Origin of the sequence: Bordetella genomosp. 5, assembly GCF_002261315.1 — a bacterium.
Taxonomy (GTDB): Bacteria; Pseudomonadota; Gammaproteobacteria; order Burkholderiales; family Burkholderiaceae_B; genus Bordetella.
Genome location: NZ_NEVP01000010.1, coordinates 78067 through 100251 on the forward strand (window position 1 = coordinate 78067; position 22185 = coordinate 100251).

Sequence of the window (22185 nt, forward strand, 5' to 3'; positions counted from 1 at the left end):
TGTTTGGTTACTGAAACCTTCAGGCCCGACCAACGGTCTATGCGGTTCTGCCCTAGAATCGGCTCCGATGAAAAACCCTGAGCACTCCCCCAACAGCGCGGGCCGCGCCTGGTCGCGCGCCCGCATCAAGCAGTGGGCCGTCCGCGCCGCCGTGGCGATGGCCGGCCTCGGCCTGTGCGGTGCGATCGCGATCGGCCTGGCCCTGGCGCTGGCCTGGCCCAGCCTGCCCGAGCTGCACGCCATGACCGATTACCGGCCGCGCGTGCCGCTGCGCATCTACACGGCCGACAAAGTCTTGATCGGAGAATTCGGCGAAGAGCACCGCAACGTGCTGCGCGCCGACGAGATTCCGCAGGTCATGAAGCAGGCCGTGCTGGCCGCCGAAGACGACGGCTTCTATCACCACAATGGCGTGGACTGGGCCGGCATGACCCGCGCGGTGCTCGCCAATCTGGTGAGCATGGCCAAGGCGCAGGGCGGCAGCACCATCACCATGCAGGTCGCGCGCAACTTCTATCTCTCGTCGGAGAAGACCTATTCGCGCAAGTTCTACGAGCTGCTGCTGACCTTCAAGATCGAGTCCGAGCTCACCAAGGATCAGATTCTCGAGCTCTACATGAACCAGATTTATCTGGGTCATCGCGCGTACGGCTTCGCGGCCGCGTCGCGCACCTACTTCGGCAAGCCGCTCTCCGAGGTCACGCCCGCCGAGGCCGCCATGCTGGCCGGCATTCCGAAGGCGCCCTCGCGCTCGAACCCGATCACCAACTTCGGCCGGGCCCAGACGCGCCAGCACTACGTGATCAACCGCATGCAGACGCTCGGCTACATCACCGCCGAGCAGGCGCAGGCCGCGCGCGACGAGCAGATTTCGGTGCGCGGCTCCGAGGGTGGACCGGCGCGCGGCTTCGCGGTGCACGGCGAATACCCCGCCGAACTGGTGCGTCAGCTGATGTACGGTGTCTTCCAGGAAGAGGCCTACACCCGCGGCATCAATGTCTACACCACCATCGATTCCAAGGCCCAGCAGGACGCCTACGTCGCCGTGCGCGACAACGTGCTGGCGTACACGCGCCGCGCCGCCTACCCGGGCCCGGAAGACCAGATCGACCTGCCCGACGGGGTCGAGAACGATCCGCAGGCCTTCGACGAGATCATCGACGGCGTCCAGGACAAGGCGCCCGACAGCGGCGAGCTGTACTCGGGCGTGGTGCTGTCTGCCAGCCCCACCGAGATCAAGGTGGCGCGCAGCGCCCGCGAGATCCTCACGATCGACGACAAAAAGGCGCTGGCCGTCGTGGCGCGGGCGCTCGCGCCCAATGCCAAGGACGACCTGCGCATCCGCCGCGGCTCGGTCGTTTACGTGCACAAGACCGGCGACACCTGGGAAGTGATCAACATGCCGGCGCTGCAGGCCGCGCTGATCACGCTCGACCCGCAGGACGGCGGCATCCGCGCCATGATCGGCGGCTTCGATTTCTATCGCGGCTCGTTCAACCGGGTGACGCAGGCCTGGCGCCAGCCCGGGTCGAACATCAAGCCCTTCATTTACGCCGCGGCGCTCGAGCGCGGCCTGACCCCGGGCACGCAGATCTCCGATCAGCCCTTCATGCTGACCGCCGCCCAGACCGGTTCGCGCGACTGGACGCCCAAGAACGACGGCAACCAGTACGAGCCCATGCTCACCTTGCGCGAGGGCCTGTACCGCTCGAAAAACATGGTGTCGATCCGGATCCTGCAGGCCATCACGCCGCAGTACGGCCAGGACTACCTGACCCGCTTCGGCTTCGAAAAAGAGCGCTGGCCGGCCGTGCTGCCGATGGCGCTGGGCGCCGGCGCCGCCACGCCGCTGCAGGTGGCGAACGCCTATGGCGTGTTCGCCAACGGCGGCTTCCGCGTCACGCCCTATCTCATCAACACCGTGACCGATAGCGCGGGCAAGGTGCTGATGCAGGCCGAACCCGTGAAGGCGGGCGACGAGACCCACCGCGCGATCGATCCGCGCACGGCCTGGCTGATGAACGACATCCTGCGCGATGCCACCACCAAGGGCACCGGCGCGCGCGCCTCGCGCACGCTCAAGCGCACGGACATCGGCGGCAAGACCGGCACCACCAACGACGCCGTGGACGTGTGGTTCTCGGGCTTCAACCAGCACATGGTCACCACGGTCTGGATGGGCTTCGACCGCCCTCGCCCGCTCGGCAGCAACGAGTTCGGCAGTGGCCTGGCGCTGTCCGCCTGGCTGGACTTCGCCCAGCCCTACCTGAAAGACAAGCCGCAGACCCCGCCGCCGCCCCGGCCGCAGGGCCTGATCGCCGCCAACGGCGACCTGTACTTCTCCGAGTTCCCGCCGGGACAGGCCGTCGCCGCGCTCGACCTCTCGTCGGGCGATCAGCTCACCGACTTCCTGAACAACATGCGGCCCAGCGACAACGCGCCCACGCGCGTGAATCCGCTGCCGGGGCAGCCCGCCGCGCCTTCTGGCGCCGGCCAGCCGCCGCAGCCCATGAGCGTGCCGGGCACCGGCGCGGCGCCCAACGGCGGTGGCCCGGTGAGCAGCACGCCGATGGGAGGCCAAGCGGCCGACGGCACGCCCGCCGCCTTCCCCGCGATCCCCGTGCCGCGCGCCGACGGCCCCGCGGCCCAGGCGTCGCCGGTATCGACCACGCCCGTCACGACCGGCGGCGGCCTCACCGCGCGTCCGCTCTGATCGGCCTTCGCGTTAAAAAATGCCCGCCGGGTTCGCACCCGGCGGGCATTTTTCCATTCGGCGCCGCCCCTGACCGGCGCGCGTGCGCGCCTCAGCCGTGCACGACGGGCCGCGGCCAGGCCGACAGGGCCTGCAGATCCAGCAAGGTGAAGTAGCCGTGCGGCTGCCAGCCTTCGGTATCGATGTGATAGACGTTGCCCAGCGCCAGCGGCTCGGGCACGGGCGTATGCCCCGCCACCACCGCCCGCACGCCCGCCACGCCGCTGCTGTCGCGCAGGGCCAGCCGCTCGCGTGACCATTGGCAGGTGGCGCGCGTGCGGCGCCTGCGCGTCAGGAAGCGGCCCGGCAGATTGTCCCAGTGGCTGACCGGACTGTCGGCATGCAGCACCGCCACGATCCCCATCGGCGTCGGCACTTCGATCACGACGGGCAGACGCGCGTAACGCGCGGCGAGTTCGCGCTGCCGGGCGGGCGGCAGATCGATGAACCAGCCGCCGCCATACCGGCGCCAGCTCTCCAGTTCCACCCGCCCGGTGCGCACGTGGCGGATCGCGTAATCCTCGTGATTGCCCTGCACCGCATGGAACCAGGGCTCGTCCAGCCAGTCGAGCGAGGCTTCGTTCTCGGGGCCGCGATCGACCAGATCGCCGACCGAAAACAGCCGGTCGCGCGCGGGATCGAATCCCATGCGATCGAGCGCCGTGCGCAGCCGCGAGAAATGGCCATGGATATCGCCCACGGCGAAATCCCGCCCTTCGGTATTGGGCGGCACGCGCTGCACCACGGGGCAGGCGGCGTCGGCGGAAAGAGGGTCGGAAGGGGCCGGGATGGCCGGGGTCTGCAGGGCGTCGGTCATGACGGATGAGGCCGGCACGCGGCCGGAACAGCGGTGAGTTTGCGGCATGCGCGCCACAAAAAGACCTGGGCGCGCCAGCGTTCCATGGTAACGCCGCTCGCGGCGCGAGGCGAATCGCCGATCGCTCGCCGCGATGCACTAGAATTCTGAGAATAACTATTATTCCCGGTCGAAACACGTCCCCCGGTCCGCTCGCATCCCATGACAAACGCCGCCCGCATCAAAACCTGGTACCTGGTCCACAAATGGACCAGCCTCGTCTGTACCGTCTTTCTCCTCATCATCTGCCTCACCGGGCTGCCGCTGATCTTTCACCACGAGATCGAGCACTGGCTCGACGAAGGCAAGCCGATCGTCGAGATGCCGGCCGACACGCCGCTCGCCAGCCTCGACAAGGTCGAGGCCACGGCCCGGGCGCTGTATCCCAACGAAGTCGTCGACTACCTGTTTCTCGACGCCGAGGAGCCGCAGGCCTACGTCGGCATGGCGCCCACGCCGGGCGAAGGCATCGCCAAGGGCCACGCCGTGCGCGTCGACACGCGGACGGCCGAGGTCCTGCACGACGGGCCGCTTTATTCGGAAGACAAGTTTTCGTTCATGGGGATCATGCTCGCGCTGCACGTGGACCTGTTCGCCGGTCTGCCGGGCGAGCTGTTCCTCGGTTTCATGGGCCTGCTGTTCTGCATCGCCATCGTCTCCGGCGTGGTGCTCTACGGCCCGTTCATGAAGAAGCTGGAGTTCGGCACGGTGCGCGCGTCGCGCTCCACGCGCCTTAAATGGCTCGACCTGCACAACATGCTGGGTATCGTGACGCTGGTGTGGGCCTTCGTGGTCGGGGTCACCGGCGTCATCAACGAGCTGTCCACGCCGCTGTTCCGCATGTGGCAGGCCAACGAACTCACCGCGCTGGTCGCGCCGTTCCAGGGCAAGCCGGTGCCGACCCAGGTCGCCGCGCCGCAGCGCGTCGCCGAAACCGCGCTTGCCGCGGTGCCGGGCAGCAAGCTCACCACGATCGCCTATCCCGGCAACGCCTTCGGCAGTCCGCATCACTTCATCGTCTGGCTGCGCGGCGACACGCCGCTCACCTCCAAGATGAACACCCCTGTCCTGGTCGATGCCGTCAGCGGCGATCTGGTCAAGGTGGCGCACATGCCCTGGTACCTCACCGCGCTCGAGCTTTCGCGTCCGCTGCACTTCGGTGACTACGCGGGCCTTCCGCTCAAGATCATCTGGGCGCTGCTGGATCTGATCACGATCGTCGTGCTGGTCAGCGGCCTCTATCTCTGGCTCGCCCGCCGCAAAGCCACCGAGGCGCGCGTGGCCGAGCTGATCCGCAAGCATCAACAGGCGGCCGAGCCGCAAAGGACGCCCGCATGACCCCGCGCCAACGCTTTCTGTTCGTCTGGGGCATGCCGATCCTGCTCGGCATCCTGAGCACCTTCGGCCTGCTGGCCGCCCTGCTCGGCACCGGCGTGTGGCATTGGGCCTCCTGGGCCTCGCTCACGTGGCTGCTGGTGGTGATGGCACGCTTCTGGATCATTCCGCGCCAGCCGCGCTGAGCGGCACCGCTGCACAAAAAAACGGCCCCTCGGGGCCGTTTTGCATGAGTGCTGCCGGCTCAACTGAAGCCAGCCACCGCGTGCGGCACGTAGTCGCGCTCGAGCCGCGCGATCTCGTCGTCGCTCAGCTTGAGCGACAGCGAGGCCACCGCGTCTTCGATGTGCCCCGGCCGGCTGGCGCCGATGATGGGCGCGGTGATGGTGGGCTGGGCCAGCAGCCACGCCATCGCCACCTGCGCGCGCGGCACGCCGCGCCCGCTCGCCACTTCGCCGACCGCATCGATCACGCGGGCATCGGCGGCTTCGGTGGCGCTATAGAGACGCTTGAACACCTCGTCGCTGCGCGCACGGTCGCTGGACTGCGTCGCATCACGCGTGAGGCGGCCGCGGGCCAGCGGGCTCCAGGGCAGCACGCCGATGCCTTCGGCGGCGCACAGCTTGAGCATCTCGCGCTCTTCTTCGCGATACAGCAGGTTGTAGTGCGGCTGCATGGTCACGAAGCGGGTCCAGCCGTGGCGATCGGCCAGATACAGCGCGCGGGCGAACTGCCACGCATACATCGACGAGGCGCCGATGTAGCGCGCCTTGCCCGCGCGGACCACGTCGTGCAGCGCCTCGAGCGTTTCTTCGATCGGGGTGTCGTAGTCCCAGCGATGGATCTGATAGAGATCGATGTAATCGGTGCCGAGCCGGCGCAGACTGGCGTCGACCTCGCGCATGATGGCCTTGCGCGACAGGCCGCCGCCGTTGGGGCCCTCGTGCATCGGAAAGTACACCTTGGTGGCGATGACCACGTCGTCGCGCTTCACGTATTCATTGAGCGCACGGCCGACGAACTCTTCGCTGGTGCCGTCGGAATAGCTGTTGGCGGTATCGAAGAAGTTGATGCCGGCGTCCAGCGCCTGCTTCAGGAAAGGCCGGCTGGCCGCCTCGCCGATCGTCCAGGGATGTTTGCCCCGCAACGGCTCGCCGTAGGTCATGCAGCCCAGGCACAGGCGCGACACCTTCAGACCGGTACTGCCCAGATTCACATATTGCATGGTGGCTCTCGAAAGCGCCGCGCCGGCGGGCGCGGCCGGTTGGAATGGAATCAGCCCTTGAACCGCGCGGGATCCGGACCGAGCCGGCCGCCTTCCGGGATGGCGTCGATCGCGGCCATGTCGTCGGCAGTGAGCTCGAAGCCGAACACATCGATGTTGGCGGCGATGCGCGCCGGCGTGACGGACTTGGGGATCACGATGAAGCCGCTCTGCAGATGCCAGCGCAGGATGACCTGAGCGGGCGTCTTGCCCAGGCGCTGCGCGATGCCGGCGATCACCTTGTCGTGCAGGGCCTCGCCCTGCCCCAGCGGGCTCCACGATTCGGTCGCGATGCCCTGCTCCGCATGGTAGGCACGCAGCTCGCGCTGCGCGAACCCCGGGTGCAGCTCGATCTGATTCACCGCCGGCACGACGCCGGTCTGGTCGATCAGCAGTTCGAGGTTTTCGCGGGTGAAGTTGGACACGCCGATCGAACGGGCGCGGCCGTCCTCTTTCATCTCGACCATGGCGCGCCAGGCGTCGAGAAACTTGTCGCTGCCCGCGACGGGCCAGTGGATCAGATAGAGATCGACATAGGCCAGGCCGAGCTTCTGCAGGCTCTCGTCCATGGCGCGCTGCGCCGCGTCGTAGTCGTGCTTGTCGTTCCACAGCTTGGTGGTGACGAAGAGTTCGCGCCGGCCCAGGCCAGCCGCGCGCAGGCCTTCACCCACGCCCGCCTCGTTGCCGTAGATCGCGGCGGTGTCCACCGAACGATAGCCGGCATCGAGCGCGGTCTTGACGGCCGCCGATGCCTGCTCGTTGGGCACCTGCCATACGCCCAGACCCAGCTGCGGCATCTTGTTGCCGTCGTTCAACGTGATTGCGGGGACCTTCGTCATACCACCTCCCGATTCAGATAGACGCAATGCCGGCCCGGCCAGGACGGACCCGGAACCGCCCCCCGCGATGCGCCCTGCGCGGCCTGGGGGTATTGCCCTCGATGATAGCGCCGTGCGGGATAATGGCCAGAAATCCCCTACTTTGCCCACCGGGCGCGCACGGCGCCCCTTTCGCGCGCCTCCATGTCGTCCTCCGAAACACCCCCGCCACGCAGCAATCTCGCCACCTTCCGCACGCTGATGCCGTATCTGTGGCCCAAGGGCGAGACCGGCCTCAAGCTGCGCGTGGTGCTGGCCGTGCTGAGCCTGCTGATCGCCAAGGCGGCGCTGGTCTACACGCCGATCCTGTACAAGTCGGCCATCGATGCGCTGAGCGCGGGTGCCCCGGGCGCGGTCACGGTGCCGCTGGGCCTGATCCTCGCCTATGGCGCCGCGCGGGTGCTGTCGCTGTTGTTCTCCGAGCTGCGCGATGCGGTCTTCGCGCGGGTGGCGCAGCATGCCATCCGCGCGGTGGGCCTGCAGATCTTTCGTCACCTGCACGCCCTCGCGCTGCGCTTTCATCTGGCGCGGCAGACCGGCGGCCTGACGCGGGCGATCGAACGCGGCACGAAGGGCATCCAGACCCTGCTCACGTTCCTGCTGTTCAACGTGCTGCCCACGTTCTTCGAGATCGGCCTGGTCTGCATCATCCTCTGGAAGCTCTTCGATGGCTGGCTGGCCCTGGCCACCGGCTCGACCGTCACGCTGTACCTCGCCTATACGCTGGTGGTCACCGAGTGGCGCGCGAAGTTCCGCCGCGCGATGAACGAGACCGACGCGCAGGCCAACACCAAGGCCATCGAAAGCCTGCTCAACTACGAGACGGTGAAATACTTCGGCAACGAAGAACACGAGGCGCGCCGCTACGACGCCTCGCTGCGCGACTATGAGCGCGCGGCCGTGCGCAGCCAGGTGAGCCTGTCGATTCTCAATATCGGTCAGGCCGTCATCATCGCCGTCGGTCTCACGCTGGTGATGTGGATGGCGGCGCAAGGCATCGCCGACGGCCGCTATACGCTGGGCGATTTCGTGCTGGTCAACACCTACCTGCTGCAGCTCTACGACCCGCTGTCGTTCTTCGGCTTCATCTATCGCGAGATCAAGCAGGCGCTCATCGATATGGAGCGCATGTTCGAGCTGCTGGGCCAGGACCGCGAGGTGGCCGATGCCGCCGGCGCGGCGGCGCTCGTCACGCGCGGTGGCCGCATCGAGTTCCGCGATGTCTCGTTCGGCTACGACGCGCGCCGACCCATTCTGCAAGGCGTGAGCTTCACCATCGAGGCGGGCAAGACGGCCGCGGTGGTCGGCACCTCGGGCGCGGGCAAGTCCACGCTGGCGCGTCTGATGTTCCGCTTCTACGACCCGGACGGCGGCGCCATCCTCGTCGACGGGCAGGACATACGCCAAGTCACGCAATCCAGCCTGCGCGCCGCCATCGGCGTGGTGCCCCAGGACACGGTGCTGTTCAACGACACCATCCGCTACAACATCGCCTACGGCCGGCCCGGCGCCAGCCAGGCCGAGGTCGAGCATGCGGCGCGCCTCGCTCACATCCATGATCACATCATGGGCATGCCCGAGGGCTACGACACCGTCGTCGGCGAGCGCGGCCTCAAACTATCCGGCGGCGAGAAGCAGCGCGTGGCGATCGCGCGCACCATGCTGAAGAACCCCTGCATCTTCCTCTTCGACGAAGCCACGAGCGCGCTCGACACCCATACCGAGCGCGAGATCCAGGCCAATCTGCGCGAAGTGAGCACCGGCCGCAGCACGCTGATCATCGCGCACCGGCTGTCCACCATCGCCTACGCCGACGAAATCCTGGTGCTGGGCGGCGGCAAGATCCTCGAGCGCGGCCGTCACCACGAGCTGCTGGCAGCCGGCGGCGTGTACGCCGGCATGTGGTCGCGCCAGCAAGAGAGCGCGCGTCAGGCCGAAGCAGGCGGGGCCGGCACGGCATCCGCTGCGGACGCCGACGCACAAGATGGCGCCGACACATCGGATGGCACCGTCGCACCGGATGGCGCCGTTGCGGCACAGCCCGGCGAAGTGCCGCCCACCGACGACACCCCGCGCTGACGCGGGCAGGCATTACACTGCCCGCTGTTGCGCCTCAGCCTAGACTTACTCCCTTCCCGCCATGTCCGATTCTCCCGCAGTCCGCGTCTGTGCCGCCTCCGATCTCGTCAATGGCGGCCTGGGCGTCAAAGTCCCCGTCACCGACGGCACGCACGAAACCACGGTCTTCTTCGTGCGCTATCAGGATCGTGCCTACGGCTACCTCAACCGCTGCACCCATGTGGGCGTCGAGATGGATTGGGAAAACAGTTTCTTCACGCGTGCGGGCGATCTGATCATGTGCGCGCGCCATGGCGCCACCTACCACCCGGACACGGGTCTGTGCGCCGGCGGCGCCTGCCGCGGCAGCCGCCTCACGCCGCTGCAGGTCGAAGAGCGCGAAGACGCCGTCTACTGGCTGCCCGCGGGCAAGATCCAGCCCCTGCCTTCCGCCTGAGCTTCCGGCTTCGAGGCGCCGCACCTGCCCACCCGGGCGCGCTCAGCTTCGATCCGGCAGGCCGCGGCTGAACGCGATGAGCGCGTGGGCGGTCGTTTCCGGCGATGCCTGCAACAGGCAATGCGGCCCGCGCACCGCCTCGATGCGGGTCGCGGGATAAGCCGCCTGGATGCGCGCCGCCGCCGCTGGCGGCACCACCCTGTCCTGCAGGGCCTGCAGATACAGCAACGGCACCGACAGGCCCCGCAGCGCCGCGGTCATATCGACGCGCGCCACTTCGCGCAGGCGCCGCGCAAGCACCGCGGCGGGCACCTCCGCCAAGGCCTCGGCCAACGCCAGCCGCAACGCCGGCGTCTCGAACGGGCCCAACAGCGCCCGGGACGCGATGAGCCGGGGCGGCGAAGGCAGCGGAAGGCGCCCGGCCAGCGCCATCAATGCGCCCGCGCCGGGACGGGGATTCGACACAAAGCTGCAGCACAGCGCGAGCGCGGCCACGCGCTCGGGCAATCGGGCCGCCAGCGATACCGCGATCGGGCCGGAGAACGACTCGCCCAGCAGCAGCAGCGGTCCGTCCGGCGGCAGGGCCTGTGCGGCATGCTCGGTCAGCCTGGCGTAGCTTTGCTCGCCGGTCACCGGATAGCGCACGATCACCGTGGGAAGCGCATCGCCGAGCGCGTCGACAAAAGGCGCGAACAGCCGTCCCGTGCCGTCCATGCCGGGCAGCAACACCAGGGTCACCATCGATAGAGATCCATGCAGCGCTCCAGGGGCCCGCTGCGAGCCCGAAACCGCGCGCCGGGGCGCGTCCGTGCGGACGCGGCACCGGCCGCCAAGCGCGTCATCCTACGCGAAGGCCGGGCGGCGCGGCGCAGCGATGGCGCCCGCGCGGGCCTTGCCTCATTCCGGCAGCGGGTCGGGCACGCCGTCCTCGTCGACGGTGCGCACGCGGTCCAGCGCATTGCGCGCGGCGGACATGGCTTCCACGGTGCTGCGAAAGCGCCGCGAAATGAAGATTTCGAACGCCTGGGGCGCCTCGGGCTCCGGCGCGACATCCTCTTCCACCGGGTCGGCGTCGCCCGCCTCTGCCTGCGCCTTGTCGGCCTGCGCGGCCTTGGGATCGACCTTGGGCGGCAGGCGACGGCTTTCGATGAAGGCGCGCGGCGGTATCCCATGCTCGGGTTGGGTCGCATATGCAACCAGCGCAAACCCATTGATCAGTTTTTCCGCCATCACGCCTCTCCGTCAACACATTGCCCGGCCATGCCGTAATTCAGGGTTAACGGCCGCAAAGAACGGAAACTTAAGGGTCGGCGGGCCGGCACCACCGGTGCCGGTGTCGGCCCGGCGAGCGATGCGTGTCGAAGGAATGCGGCCCGGCGAGCGCGCAGCAAAAACCGCGTGGGGTTCATGTCGTCGACATGCCCATCACGCGGTCGAAATGGCCGGCACGGCTACCAGGGCAAGCCGGATGCGACGGAGGCCAAGCACGCAAGCCGCCTTCGCATCAGGCTTGTCAGGGTGCCAGTCGGAATCCGAGGTCCACGCCCCACTTGTCGGTCTCGCGCAGCCACTTGGCGCCGCACTCGATGCAGCGGAAGTGATCTTCCCGATTCTCTTCTCGACCTTTCTGGGTGGGACTCGTGAATCCCTGGTGCCCCATCCGGTGATGCGGTTGCACCCCCGACTGTCCAGGGTAAATCGCCTGGCACGCAGGACACATCACGCTCATGGCTTACTCCCTTCACAATAACTCGCAAATTGTAAGGGATTCGGTCCGATCCGCGTGTTGCGGTAACGTTTTACGACTATGAAAGTAACTTCATACGTCAATTTAGCCACAATCCGATATCTGCGGAAGCAGAGCGCAGCAGTGCGGACGTAGGGTCGGTCAGAGAGGCGAGTGGGCGCACGCAAGCGCGTGCACCCGGCCGGACGCCCGGCAGCCAGAAGCGCCGCCTCCGTTCACATCGAGTGACGTTTCAAAGTTGCAGCCGCCACCCGCCGGCGCTAGGCCGAAGGCAGCGCCGCATAGCCGGTGGCGAGATGGTAGGGCGTGGTGGCGGGCATGTCGGCGCGCACCACGGTCCCGTCGGGGCTCAGGCATTCGTGCCAGCCGCGCTCGTGCAGGAAGCGGCGGCGCAGCGCGTCGAGCTGCCGCGCCAGTGCATCGTGCTCCCCCACCAGCGCGAGGTAGCGGGTGTACTCCGTCTGCGCCCAGATACGCTCCACGGGGTCGGCGATGGCGCCGCTCAGATCCAGCGCCGCCACGACCGCGGAGGTATCGGCGCGCACGCCGTGCACGCGCGCCCAGGCCGCGCCTCGCACCGTGGCGGTCTCGAGCTCGAGGCCCTCGAACACCTCCGGCGAGCGGGTGACGAGCGCATGCCATTCGAACTGATGCCCGGGCTCGATGCGATTGTCCGGGGTGCCGATCGGCGCCTCGGCAATGCACAGCGTGGGACCGTGCAGATAGAGGTCGGCGACATCCTGCGCGATGTGGCGCAACAGCTGGGCGAAGCGCGCGGGCTCCGCCACCGCGGCGGCGGCCAGATAGGCCTCGGTGAGATGCATCACGGGATTCTGGGCCGGGCCGCGCAGGACCGCCTCCCAATCGCTGGCCAGCGCCGCTACATAGTGCCCATCGGCGCGCCGGAACTGCGACTCGACGCGTTCCGCGGTCGCCAGCATCAGCTTGCGCGCCGTCGCGCTCTGGCTGCGCGCCGCCCAGGCGGCGCAGGCGAACACGACGAACGCATGGGTGTAGAGATCCTGCGTGGTGTCCAGCGGCGCGCCGGCCGCGTCCACGCTGTAATACCAGCCGCCGTGCTCGCGGTTGATGAAGTGCTTCTGCAACGACGCGAACAGCTCACCGGCATGCCGGCCGGCGTGCGGGTCGGGATCGATCGCGTGCACATAAAGCTGCCTTGCACACGCCATCGCGCGGTAGCGGGTATCGGGCAAGGGCTGGGCGCTCGCGCCATCCAGCGATTCATGCGCCAGACCCAGCGCCGCGTTCCATCCCTGGGCCCGCCACGGCGGCAATACGACGGCGGCGTAGTGCTGTCGCAGCGCGGCGGACAGCGCGAGAGGAGTGCTCGAGGACGACGGAGACGGGGCGGAAGGCATAGGGACAATGACACCAGAACCGGGATCGTGGCGCAGGACGACCGCCTGGCTGCACGCACCCGGGACAATACCGCAGTTCGGTCGCGCCTCGCGCGTGTCTAGATCAAACGCAGGCCAAATGGCGAATCAGGGGGGATAAAGCGAGGAAGGAAATGCGGGTCGGCCGTGGGGCCGGACGGGATGCCGCGCCAGGCGCGGCATCCACGGAGAGGCTGAAGATCAGCGATAGATGTTTTCGCGCAACCAATCTTGCGCGAAAGCCTCGGCGCGATTGCGTGCCTCGTCGAGCGAATCGCAGGCGCCCAGATAAGAAAAGGCCGCGTCGACTTCAGTACCGCCTTCGGCGGTCACGGTAAGCAAGACCCCGTATCCGCCGGTATCCATGGCTGCCGTGGATACGTCGATCAGTACTTCCTGGTCACGATGCTGCATGGCGTCCTCCCAGTCGATTTACTGCAGCACACAGATCGGATGATCTGCATGTCGGCGGCCGGCTTGCACCGCCATTTACTACTTGGACTGTCCCAATGCCTGCAAGTTCAACCGTTATTGATGCGACTACCGCAACAGTGTGTTCGATGTTGCAAGGTCAACGGTGTATCGCACCCGGTCCTTCCATATGCAATGCCAGCTTGCCTTTCTCCGTCAACACCAGCCGGCCATCTTCGGACTGCGTAACGCATCGCAGCGTCGTCAACGCTGCAACGAACTGCTCGGGCACGGTGGCTTCCAGGCCCTTCCCCTGCTCTTGCTCGGCCACGACCTGAAGCCAGTAGGCCAATTCTCCTTGCTGCATGCGGGGGCTTGCCATGAACGCTCGTACCTATGAATGAAAGCGTAGACCATACCACGCGACCCATCAGCGACCCGTGATCGGCTGAAACAATTTTGTGCTTGCAGCCCGAGGCTCACAGCAATAAATTGGACTTGCCGGGCCCACTGACACCCAATGCGTGCGTAGGCCGGCAAGAGCGCCCCAGACTCATCCGCGAGCTGGGGCGCTCTTCATTGTGCGCCCCACGCATGATGGCCCTGCTGCCTCCCGCGCCCTGCCTTCATGACTGTTCTACGGCAGCTTGCGCCGCCTTCTTAATCGCGCGTTACATCGTCGCCCCACTTTGGCACGAACGCCGCGCGCGGCGCAATCCATCGGATGCGCGAGGGGGTAAGCACTGCTGTTGCCCGCTCCCCACACGCGGGATCTCATCCAAGCTGTGACAAGGCATTGCGCCGCTCGCGCTGACGCGATGCACAAGCCTTGGCCGACAGATCCCCCGCAACTCCAGTGCCTGCGGCAAGCGGCGGGCTTGCTGCACGGCAGCGCGCGACCGCCCTCCTCTGTGATGCCCCCGCACGCGCCATGCCGGGCCCCAGGAAAACCCCCACAGCAATTCGCCAAAAGCGGCGTAGATTGATCTCGACAGCAGCACGAGCATCAGGCATCGATTCCGCAATGGAAACAAGACCAAGCCCCGGCGCATCGCGTACGCGGCACTGACTTCCCCTGGTGGGTAAGGACGGAGGCAACATGACCTATGTAGCAGTCTGTTCGTTGTTGGTGATCCTGGCCATTCTGGCCCTGTTGGTGGCAACCATCCGATTCGCGGGTGCCGAGCGGTCGGCACGCGTTTCGGCGGCGCTGGGCGGATCCACATTCGCCTTCCTGCTGATCCTTCCCGTGAGCCTCGTGCTCGTACAAAGCTTCGAATGAATACCGGAGTCCGGTCGCGCTGCGGCCGGACTCCGTTTCGTTCGGCGCAGCATGCATGAAAAAACCCGCCGCAAGGACGGGTTCTTCTGCCTGCGCATCCCTTGCGGGACGACGTGGCGTTTAGTCGCGGCTGAAACCGCTGCGCACGCGGCCGATCAGATAGGCGAGAACGCCCACCGCGACCACCGCGCCGACCGGGTGACGGCGCACCAGCGTGCTCACGCTGTCGGCGAAGGTGTCCAGGCCTTCGGCGGCGTGGCCGACGGCGTACTGCACCTTGCCTTCGACCTGGCGCGCGACACCGCGCAGGCGGGCTTCGGGATCGGAGAACGCATCACCGAGCGCCTCTTCGCCACGTCCGACCAGGTCCTTCACTTTTCCTGCTGCACGATCCATCGACATATTGGGACTCCTTGAGGCCTCCTGAGAGGAAGCATTGCGCGGGGCGCGCGGGCGCCCCGCTGGTTGCTGCGATCAGGGCGGATCAGAGATCCAGCTTGTTGATCTTCGCGCCTTCGAGCGACACACCCGCCATCAGGCCGGTGTTGTTCATCACGAAGCCGACGATGGGCTGCTGCGCGGTGTTCGTATCGATGCGGCCGTTGGCGCCGATGTTGGCCACGGCGACCGACGCGTCGGCACCGGCGGTCCAGCCATTGCTGTTGCGGAACTTGTCCAGCGACTCTTGCGTCATGAAGAGCAGCACGACGGCCTTCGACTGCGCGCCGGCCTGGAAGCCCACCGAACCGGCGGTGGTGCTGTAGTACCCGGCGTTGGCGCCGTTCACGCGCAGCACACCCTTGCCGTGCTGGGCGCCGACCACGAAGCTCGCGCTGAGCACCGACGGGAAGACCAGCACGCCCTTGGCCTTCTGCACGAGATCCTTCGCCTGCGGCGAAGTCTGATACAGCTTGCTCAGCGTGGCATCGGCGCCGGAGTTGATCTCCTGGCGTTGGCTGGTCGACGACGCGGTGCTCTGCGGAGAGGTGGTCGTGCAACCCGTGAACACCAGCCCTGCGAGGGCCACCGTTGCCGCAGCAAGACCACCACGGCGCAAACCGGGAAATTGATCCAACATGGAACTCTCCTTGATTGTTGTATACACAACCACCCTGGCAAGGTGCTTGTATCGGACCACGACAGCGACGCGACACGCGTCCCGTCATGATTGGGGCGGGTATCCGCAAGTACCGTGCCCAGCCCCTGCCAGGTGTGCCCGACGCGCGTGGCGTGGGCCTTTCATGGATCCGTAAGCTCCGCGCGGACCGATCCCGCTAGGCTGCGCTTCGGGCCACGCCCCGGCCCATGGCCGGCAGGCGGTGGCCGACCGCCGACACCAGCACGCTCGCGCCGATCAGCGCCAGGCCCGCCATCAGGTCCGCCGACAGCCGCTCCTGGAACACCCCGGCGGAAATCAGCAGACCGATGAGCGGCACGCACAACATGGCGATCGACGTGGCCACCGGCGGCATGCGCTGCGTCATGCCCAGCACGACGATGAAAGTGAGCGCGGTGGCGAGCGGCCCGGTGTAGGCGATGAGCGGCCATACCGCGGCGTCCGCCAGAAACACCGGCGCCCCGTCGTGCAGCCAGGCCAGCGCCAGCAACGGCACCGCGGCCACGGCGGTCTGCCACGGAATCATGTCCACGCCCAGCCGCACATGGCGGCTGGCGCGCAGCTGGATGATGTTGCACGCCCATGCGAATGACGCGCCCAGCAGCATGACGAGCCCGATGACGGTCTGCGGCTGCCAGGGCGAAAAGGCCGGCGCCACGATGGCGCCGATGCCGGCATAGCTCAGGATGGTGGCCAGCCATTGAGCGGCCGTGAGGCGCTCGCGCAACAGCAGGGACGAGAGCGGGATGACCCAGATGGAGGTTGCGTACGCGATGATCGACGCCCGGCCGGGCGGCACATATTGCAGCGCCCAGAGCGCCAGCGCGGTGAAGGCGCCCATCTGCAGCAGCCCCACCCCCGCCACCAGCGGCCACTCGCTGCGCGTGGGTCGGCGCAGCCGGCCCAGCAGCGCCAGCACCACCACGCTCAACAGCGCCGCCGAGGCGAACCGGCTGGCGGCGAGCCACAGCGGGCTCATATGCCCGAGGCCCAGTTTCATGACGGGCCAATTGCCGCCCCAGATCACCACCGCCCCGATGAGCGGACCGAACCTGCCCCACATTCCCTGCTGCGCCATCTTTGACTACCGACCCTTCGCGGGCCACCGGCGGCAGCCCCTGCAACGCAGCAAAGTCTATCGGGGGTGGCGCCGCAGAGGTGACTGCAATACACTGCGCCAGGCCGCACGCACAGCATGCGAGAACGGTATTTTCAATATTTGAGGCATATCATGCTGGACATCTCCCTGGATGCCACTGACATCCGAATTCTCAACGAACTCCAGCGTGATGCGCGCCTGACCAACGTGGAGCTCGCGCAGCGCGTCAACCTGTCGCCGTCGCCGTGCCTCGCACGAGTGCGCAAGCTCGAAACCGACGGGCTGATCGACCGCCGCGTCACCCTGCTCAACGCGCGCAAGCTGGGCCTCAAGGTCAATGTGTTCATCTCGATCTCGCTCGACAAGCAGCGCAAGGCCGCGCTCGATGTGTTCGAACGCGAGATCGCGGTGCTTCCGGAGATCATGGAGTGCTACCTGATGTCGGGCGACGCGGATTACCTGGTGCGCGCGCTGGTGCCCGACGTGGACGCCCTGGAACGGTTGATCGTGGAACACATCACCCGCATCCCGGGCGTGGCGAGCATCCGGTCGAGCTTTGCGCTCAAGCAAGTGCTCTACACCACCGCGGTTCCGCTTTCCTGAGACGCCGCTCGCCCGCTCAGTCGCCCGGCCGATCGCCGGGCTCGTCGATGCGCGAGATCCGGCCCTGCACATGCCGGGCCAGCCGCGTGTAATGCTCGGCAAGATGGCGCAGCTCGTCTTCGTCCAGGTCTTCCGCGTCGACCAGACGGTCGTCCGCGCCGCGCAGGGCGAGCAGCAGCTCGTCGAGCTTGAGGTGCACCGCCTGGCTATCCTTGTTCTGGCTTTGCTGAATCAGAAACACCATCAGGAAAGTGATGATCGTGGTGCCGGTGTTGACCACCAATTGCCAGGTCTCGGAAAAACCGAACAGCGGTCCGGTCACGCACCAGATCACGATGGCCGCCAGCGCCAGGCCGAACGCCACGGACGACCCCGTCCAGCGCGTGACCGTCCGTGCGAAGCGATCGAAGATGTGCCCGTGCTTGTGGGCGGCGGCAGCGCCGTCCTCGCCGGCGTCGCGGCGCTCGTCCGCGTCGCCGCGCGCGTCCCCCGCGTCGCGACTGGCTCGCCCCGGCGGCGAATGACAGGCCTGCCCCCGGGAAGGCTTGTGCGGCGTGGCGGCGCGCCGGGTGCTGCGGTCGGGGCGTGTTGCAAACTTGCGCGATGGCAGGCTCATATACGAGTCTCCGTGGCCTAGGCTGCAACCAACATAGCGCAGCGCCCCGCCCCGGACAAGCCATCACACGGTCGGGAGCCTCAATACACCGTGTTCCACGGCGCGGGCCCCTCCGAGGCCTGCGGCCGATCGTCGTCGTCCTCGTCACCGTCCGGCTCGAGACCGCGCGTGAGTTCAAGCGCCTGGCGCTCGAACAGGCGCCGATAGAGACCCTGGTCGCGGCGCACCAGTTCGGCATGGGTGCCCTCTTCGATGACGCGGCCGCGCTCCATGACGAGCAGACGGTCGAGCGCCCGCACTGTCGACAGCCGGTGCGCGATCACGAGCGTGGTGCGTCCGACCATGAGGCGCTCCATGGCCTGCTGGATCAGCATCTCGCTTTCGCTGTCGAGGCTGGACGTGGCTTCGTCCAGAATCAGGATCGGCGCATCCGCCAGAAAGGCGCGCGCGATCGCGACGCGCTGGCGCTCGCCGCCCGAGAGCTTGATCCCCCGCTCGCCCACCAGGGTGTCGTAGCCTTTGGGCAGACGCATGATGAAATCGTGCGCGCTGGCCAGGGCGGCGGCCGCCTCGATCTCCGCGCGCGTCGCGCCAGGGCGGGCGTAGGCGATGTTCTCGGCCAGGGTGCGGTGGAACAGCACGGGCTCCTGCTGCACGATCGCGATCTGGCTGCGCAACGATGCCTGACTCACGCGCGCGATGTCCTGTCCGTCGATCAGGATGTGGCCCGCGTTGATGTCGTAGAGGCGCTGGATCAGCTTGACGAAGGTGGTCTTGCCCGAGCCCGAGTGGCCGACCAGCCCCACGCGTTCGCCCGGTGCGATGCGCATCGAGAAGTTTTCGTACAGCGGCGTGCTGCGCGGGCCGTAGCGGAACGTCACGTTCTCGAAGCGGATTTCACCGGCGCCGATGCGGATGGCTGGCGCCTTGGGCACATCTTCCACGCCCAGCGGCTGCCGCTCCATCGCCACGAGCTCTTCCATGTCGTTGACCGAGCGCTGCAGGTTGCGGATGTGCATGCCCACGTCGCGCAGGTAGCCTTCGAGCACGAAGAACATCGTGAGCGCGAAGGTGATATCGCCCACGCTCGCCTGCTGGCTGGCCCACAGATACAGCGCGGCGCCCAGCATGCCGACCTGCATGAGCACCAGCATCAGGCCCTGCACGCCGCCATTCAGGGTGCCGCGCACCCAGGTGCGCTGCGTGCGCGAGCGCCATTTGAGGATGACCCGGCCCAGGCGCGCCTGTTCGCGGTCTTCGGCGCCGAAGGCCTTGACCACGGCGTTGCAGCTGATGGCGTCGGCCAGCGCGCCGCCCATGCGGGTATCCCACGAATTGGCCAGACGCGCGGCCGGCGCCACAAAGCCCAGCGACAGCGCCACCGTGACCGACACATAGACGACGGACCCCACGCCCACCACCACGCCCATGATGGGCCAGTGCAGGCCCAGCATGACCGTGGCGCCCACCAGCATCGCCACCGACGGCAACAAGGCGATGAGCAGCGTGTCGTTGAGCAGGTCGAGCGACCACATGCCGCGCGTGATCTTGCGTACGGTGGACCCGGCGAAGCTGTTGGCGTGCCAGTCGCTCGAGAAGCGCTGCACGCGATAGAACGAATGCGTGGCGATGTCGCTCATCATCTTCAGCGTGAGCCGGATGATGTTCATGTACACGCCCTGGCGCAGCAGGGTGCCGGTCAGGCCCAGCGCCGCGAGCGTCACGAAGGCCGTGATCGCAGCCTGCCAGGCGAGCTCGTCGGAGGCCACGCCCGACGCCACCGCGTCGACCAGCCGGCCCGCGAAGAGCGGCGTCGCGATATCGGCGGCCGCGGCCGCCAGCGCCAGGAATGCGATCACCACAATGCGCAGCGGCTGCCGCACCCAGTGCTTGAAGGTGAACCCCAGGACTTCCTTGAAGACCTCGCCACGAAACAATGAAGGTTTACTTGCCATATGCCATCTGGCCGCGCGATGCGCGGCACGCTCCTTTGCGCGAGGGCCCGCCTCGCGATGTTGCGAGGCCGCGGCCCCGACCCGGCGCACGGGGCAGCCGTTGCGCCTGCGCGGCGGACGGCCTTGCCCGTACACTCGGGGTTTTGTTCATCACGCGCCACTCGGGCACGACATCACCATGGAAAATCAGGAAATCCTCATCGCGCTGGCGCAGGCCATTCAAAGCGTGGCGGCCAAGCAGGCCGTCGCCGAAGCCGTGCTGCAGAGTCTCATCACCGCGCAACCCGCGGAACAGCGTGAGCAGTTCCTGGCGTCTTTCCAGCAGGCCACGGAAGGCTTGATGGTGGGCGCCGACGGCCAGGCCCTCACGGGCTCGACGCTGGCTCAGGTCACCCTGGCCATCAACGCCTACCTGGAAACGGCGGGCAGCCCGTCGCTCGCGCCGCGCGGCTGAACGCCGCGAGGCCGTCCGCCTGGCACCCGTCGGGCGGCGCAGGCCGGGCGCTCGACGGATCCGCCTAGCGCGGACCGCGATGCGTCATGTGCCGCTCGAGCGGAGGACGTGGGCGAGCCGGTCGCGGCAACGGCGCGGTCGCCGTGGCACGATAGTTGATGGTCTTGGGCATCGCGGACCTCCTGTGTGGCGAGTGAGGGCAAGGCTGCATTCTAGCGGGAAGCCCGATGCGCATCCGGAATCCCCCTGCCCGCCCAGGGGTTCGGCAAGCCCGCGATGCGCGGGCCGGCGCTGCTGCCCGCGCTAGGGCTTGAGGTCGACCTTGTCCTGCAGGCTGCGCGCCTGGTCCAGTTGCTTTTGCAAGGCCGGCAGGCGTTCCTCGACGTACGCCCGCACATCGGGATCCTGCGTCTGGTGGGCCGCCTCCTGAAACAGCACCAGCGCGTCCCGATGCGCCGCCACGCCGAAGCGTGCCGCGTAGGCACGATCGAACGCAGCGCCCTCTTCGCCCACCAGCGCCCCCAACTTGCCCTTGCCCACGAATGACGGCCCCTCGGGAACGCGCACGCCCTTCGCCTGTCCCAACTGGGCCAGTTTGTCCAAAGCCCGCGATTGGGTCTCGTGCACCTGCTCGGCATACGCCTTGACGTCCGGATCGGCGCTGCGACCCTGCACCAGTGTGCTGCCGGCCAGCTCGGTCTGACCGCCGCGCGCGGCGCGCTCGATGAAATCACGATCCGTGGCGGTCAGACCGTCGGCCCAGGCGGCGCCGCAAGCCAGGGCGGTGGCGGCGATCAGCGCGCGGGCGACGTGGGCGCGGCGCGCGCGCCGGGCGGGGAGGAAATCGGTTTTATGCATGGCGTTCTCCTTATAGGGGCCGTGCCTGCCCGGCCCTGTCCGGGGTGAAACACACCTCCAGCTTACCGGGCGGCCCGCCCACGTGGCGACGACGGGGCGACGAGGACATGTCCCGGTTTAGAGCCTGGAACAATCAAGACAGTTCACCCGATTGTCACATTGCGATACCACTTTCCCATACAATGATCGCAAATGATTTTTCGTGATGATTACATCGTTCAATGGAATAATCTTTTCAGATATACAGGGTTTATCCCTAGTCAAACGGAGTGCACAATTCGTTCATTGGGAAACACAACACGAACGACGACGGAATAACCCGCCGTGTCCGGATCCCAGATCCAAGTGAACGGAGGAATGCACCATGAAGACCCTTACCAGCGCCCTTTTCCTATCGATGGCCGTGATGAGCACCGGCGCCCTGGCGGCGCAAAACATCGAACCGAACAACGTGCCCTTCCAGGGCGTGTACGGCCAGGTTGACGCCAACGGCGCCACCCGCGCCCAGGTCCAGGCCGATCTGGCCCAGGCCAAGGCCAACGGTACCTACACGTTCGGTGAAAACGACTACCCGCCCGTGCAAGCCACGTCGGGCGCCTCGCTGAGCCGCGATCAAGTGCGTGCCGAGCTGGCCCAAGCCAAGGCCGACGGCACCTACACGTTCGGCGAACTGGACTACCCGCCCGTCGCCAAGTAAGGCGAGTGGCGACACCCTCTCTAGGGGGCAATCTGGACGCAGTACGGTCCAGACGCGGTACCCGGGTTGCGGTACGAACCCGGTGCAACACCCAGGCGGCAGCAATGCCTGGCGCTTCATCCGGGCAGCAGTCAGGCCCGGTGCTCGAACCGGGTCTCGCAACACGCCCGGCGCTTCACCCGGATCCGCTGTCAGGGGTCCGGCGCAGGACCGGGCGTGCAGTCTGCCCGGCGCATGAACCGGGTCTCGCAACACACCCGGCGCCTCATCCGGATCAGCCGTCAGGGTCCGGCGCATGATCGGGCCGCTGCACGCCCGGCCGCGTTCCAGGTCCGCTGTATACCTGTTC

Annotated in this window: 24 protein-coding genes; 9 read left to right on the forward strand and 15 right to left on the reverse strand. The window is 67.3% G+C overall.

Annotated elements, in window-relative coordinates:
• Positions 1 to 67 precede the first annotated feature (67 nt).
• Positions 68 to 2713: a penicillin-binding protein 1A gene (locus CAL25_RS15835; protein WP_094801733.1), complete on the forward strand. Its 2646-nt coding sequence runs from the start codon at positions 68 to 70 to the stop codon at positions 2711 to 2713.
• Positions 2714 to 2804: 91 nt separating this feature from the next.
• Here the strand turns inward: CAL25_RS15835 and CAL25_RS15840 are convergent, their stop codons facing one another.
• Positions 2805 to 3569, reverse strand: coding sequence for a metallophosphoesterase (locus tag CAL25_RS15840; protein WP_094801735.1), 765 nt, complete (start codon positions 3567 to 3569; stop codon positions 2805 to 2807).
• Positions 3570 to 3770: 201 nt separating this feature from the next.
• Between CAL25_RS15840 and CAL25_RS15845 the strand changes: the two genes are divergently transcribed.
• Complete coding sequence (locus CAL25_RS15845) at positions 3771 to 4946, forward strand: PepSY-associated TM helix domain-containing protein (RefSeq protein ID WP_094801737.1); 1176 nt, start codon at positions 3771 to 3773, stop codon at positions 4944 to 4946.
• Entirely contained in the window at positions 4943 to 5128 is a 186-nt protein-coding gene (locus CAL25_RS15850) for a hypothetical protein (protein WP_094801739.1), read from the forward strand. Before CAL25_RS15845 ends, CAL25_RS15850 begins: the two co-directional genes overlap by 4 nt.
• 59 nt (positions 5129 to 5187) lie before the next feature.
• Here the strand turns inward: CAL25_RS15850 and CAL25_RS15855 are convergent, their stop codons facing one another.
• Both CAL25_RS15855 and CAL25_RS15860 read right to left on the reverse strand, forming a co-directional pair.
• Positions 5188 to 6168 (reverse strand): aldo/keto reductase, encoded by a 981-nt coding sequence (locus CAL25_RS15855; RefSeq protein ID WP_094801741.1) that lies wholly within the window; start codon positions 6166 to 6168, stop codon positions 5188 to 5190.
• Between the two features lie 50 nt (positions 6169 to 6218).
• A complete protein-coding gene (locus tag CAL25_RS15860; RefSeq protein ID WP_094801743.1) occupies positions 6219 to 7046 on the reverse strand; it encodes an aldo/keto reductase in 828 nt (275 codons plus the stop codon).
• Positions 7047 to 7229: 183 nt separating this feature from the next.
• Here CAL25_RS15860 and CAL25_RS15865 point away from each other — a divergent pair, with 183 nt between their 5' ends.
• Positions 7230 to 9164: an ABCB family ABC transporter ATP-binding protein/permease gene (locus CAL25_RS15865; protein WP_094801744.1), complete on the forward strand. Its 1935-nt coding sequence runs from the start codon at positions 7230 to 7232 to the stop codon at positions 9162 to 9164.
• 61 nt (positions 9165 to 9225) lie between these two features.
• The gene (locus CAL25_RS15870) at positions 9226 to 9600 is read left to right on the forward strand and encodes a Rieske (2Fe-2S) protein (protein ID WP_094801745.1); all 375 of its coding nucleotides are present in this window, start codon (positions 9226 to 9228) and stop codon (positions 9598 to 9600) included.
• Between the two features lie 42 nt (positions 9601 to 9642).
• Here the strand turns inward: CAL25_RS15870 and CAL25_RS15875 are convergent, their stop codons facing one another.
• From CAL25_RS15875 to CAL25_RS15900, 6 genes are all read right to left on the reverse strand, one after another.
• The gene (locus CAL25_RS15875; protein ID WP_249279115.1) at positions 9643 to 10341 is read right to left on the reverse strand and encodes an alpha/beta fold hydrolase; all 699 of its coding nucleotides are present in this window, start codon (positions 10339 to 10341) and stop codon (positions 9643 to 9645) included.
• 156 nt (positions 10342 to 10497) lie between these two features.
• A complete protein-coding gene (locus tag CAL25_RS15880) occupies positions 10498 to 10830 on the reverse strand; it encodes a hypothetical protein (RefSeq protein WP_094801747.1) in 333 nt (110 codons plus the stop codon).
• Between the two features lie 283 nt (positions 10831 to 11113).
• Positions 11114 to 11329 (reverse strand): hypothetical protein, encoded by a 216-nt coding sequence (locus CAL25_RS24430; protein ID WP_094801748.1) that lies wholly within the window; start codon positions 11327 to 11329, stop codon positions 11114 to 11116.
• A gap of 278 nt (positions 11330 to 11607) precedes the next feature.
• Positions 11608 to 12726: an AGE family epimerase/isomerase gene (locus tag CAL25_RS15890; protein WP_094801750.1), complete on the reverse strand. Its 1119-nt coding sequence runs from the start codon at positions 12724 to 12726 to the stop codon at positions 11608 to 11610.
• Between the two features lie 219 nt (positions 12727 to 12945).
• Positions 12946 to 13158 (reverse strand): hypothetical protein, encoded by a 213-nt coding sequence (locus CAL25_RS15895; protein ID WP_094801752.1) that lies wholly within the window; start codon positions 13156 to 13158, stop codon positions 12946 to 12948.
• A 157-nt stretch (positions 13159 to 13315) separates the two neighbouring features.
• Complete coding sequence (locus tag CAL25_RS15900) at positions 13316 to 13537, reverse strand: hypothetical protein (RefSeq protein WP_094801754.1); 222 nt, start codon at positions 13535 to 13537, stop codon at positions 13316 to 13318.
• 717 nt (positions 13538 to 14254) lie between these two features.
• Between CAL25_RS15900 and CAL25_RS15905 the strand changes: the two genes are divergently transcribed.
• Positions 14255 to 14437 (forward strand): hypothetical protein, encoded by a 183-nt coding sequence (locus CAL25_RS15905; protein WP_094801756.1) that lies wholly within the window; start codon positions 14255 to 14257, stop codon positions 14435 to 14437.
• Positions 14438 to 14557: 120 nt separating this feature from the next.
• On the opposite strand, the gene CAL25_RS15910 is transcribed toward CAL25_RS15905, so the two are convergent.
• The 3 genes from CAL25_RS15910 to CAL25_RS15920 all read right to left on the reverse strand — a co-directional run bounded on the left by CAL25_RS15910 (position 14558) and on the right by CAL25_RS15920 (position 16632).
• Positions 14558 to 14839 (reverse strand): CsbD family protein, encoded by a 282-nt coding sequence (locus CAL25_RS15910; RefSeq protein WP_094801758.1) that lies wholly within the window; start codon positions 14837 to 14839, stop codon positions 14558 to 14560.
• Between the two features lie 82 nt (positions 14840 to 14921).
• Complete coding sequence (locus CAL25_RS15915) at positions 14922 to 15515, reverse strand: BPSL1445 family SYLF domain-containing lipoprotein (protein ID WP_094801760.1); 594 nt, start codon at positions 15513 to 15515, stop codon at positions 14922 to 14924.
• A 196-nt stretch (positions 15516 to 15711) separates the two neighbouring features.
• Positions 15712 to 16632 (reverse strand): DMT family transporter, encoded by a 921-nt coding sequence (locus CAL25_RS15920; RefSeq protein ID WP_094801762.1) that lies wholly within the window; start codon positions 16630 to 16632, stop codon positions 15712 to 15714.
• A gap of 153 nt (positions 16633 to 16785) precedes the next feature.
• Here CAL25_RS15920 and CAL25_RS15925 point away from each other — a divergent pair, with 153 nt between their 5' ends.
• A complete protein-coding gene (locus tag CAL25_RS15925; protein WP_094801764.1) occupies positions 16786 to 17256 on the forward strand; it encodes an Lrp/AsnC family transcriptional regulator in 471 nt (156 codons plus the stop codon).
• Positions 17257 to 17272: 16 nt separating this feature from the next.
• On the opposite strand, the gene CAL25_RS15930 is transcribed toward CAL25_RS15925, so the two are convergent.
• Both CAL25_RS15930 and CAL25_RS15935 read right to left on the reverse strand, forming a co-directional pair.
• Positions 17273 to 17872, reverse strand: coding sequence for a low affinity iron permease family protein (locus tag CAL25_RS15930; RefSeq protein ID WP_094801766.1), 600 nt, complete (start codon positions 17870 to 17872; stop codon positions 17273 to 17275).
• Positions 17873 to 17952: 80 nt separating this feature from the next.
• On the reverse strand, positions 17953 to 19827 hold the full coding sequence (locus CAL25_RS15935; protein ID WP_094801768.1) for an ABC transporter ATP-binding protein: 1875 nt from the start codon (positions 19825 to 19827) through the stop codon (positions 17953 to 17955).
• 178 nt (positions 19828 to 20005) lie between these two features.
• Between CAL25_RS15935 and CAL25_RS15940 the strand changes: the two genes are divergently transcribed.
• Positions 20006 to 20281: a hypothetical protein gene (locus CAL25_RS15940; protein WP_094801770.1), complete on the forward strand. Its 276-nt coding sequence runs from the start codon at positions 20006 to 20008 to the stop codon at positions 20279 to 20281.
• Between the two features lie 303 nt (positions 20282 to 20584).
• Here CAL25_RS15940 and CAL25_RS15945 read toward each other — a convergent pair whose 3' ends face one another.
• Positions 20585 to 21139, reverse strand: coding sequence for a DUF4142 domain-containing protein (locus CAL25_RS15945; protein WP_094801772.1), 555 nt, complete (start codon positions 21137 to 21139; stop codon positions 20585 to 20587).
• Positions 21140 to 21503: 364 nt separating this feature from the next.
• On the opposite strand from CAL25_RS15945, the gene CAL25_RS15950 reads away from it, so the two are divergent.
• On the forward strand, positions 21504 to 21836 hold the full coding sequence (locus CAL25_RS15950) for a DUF4148 domain-containing protein (RefSeq protein ID WP_094801774.1): 333 nt from the start codon (positions 21504 to 21506) through the stop codon (positions 21834 to 21836).
• The last annotated feature ends 349 nt before the right edge of the window (positions 21837 to 22185 follow it).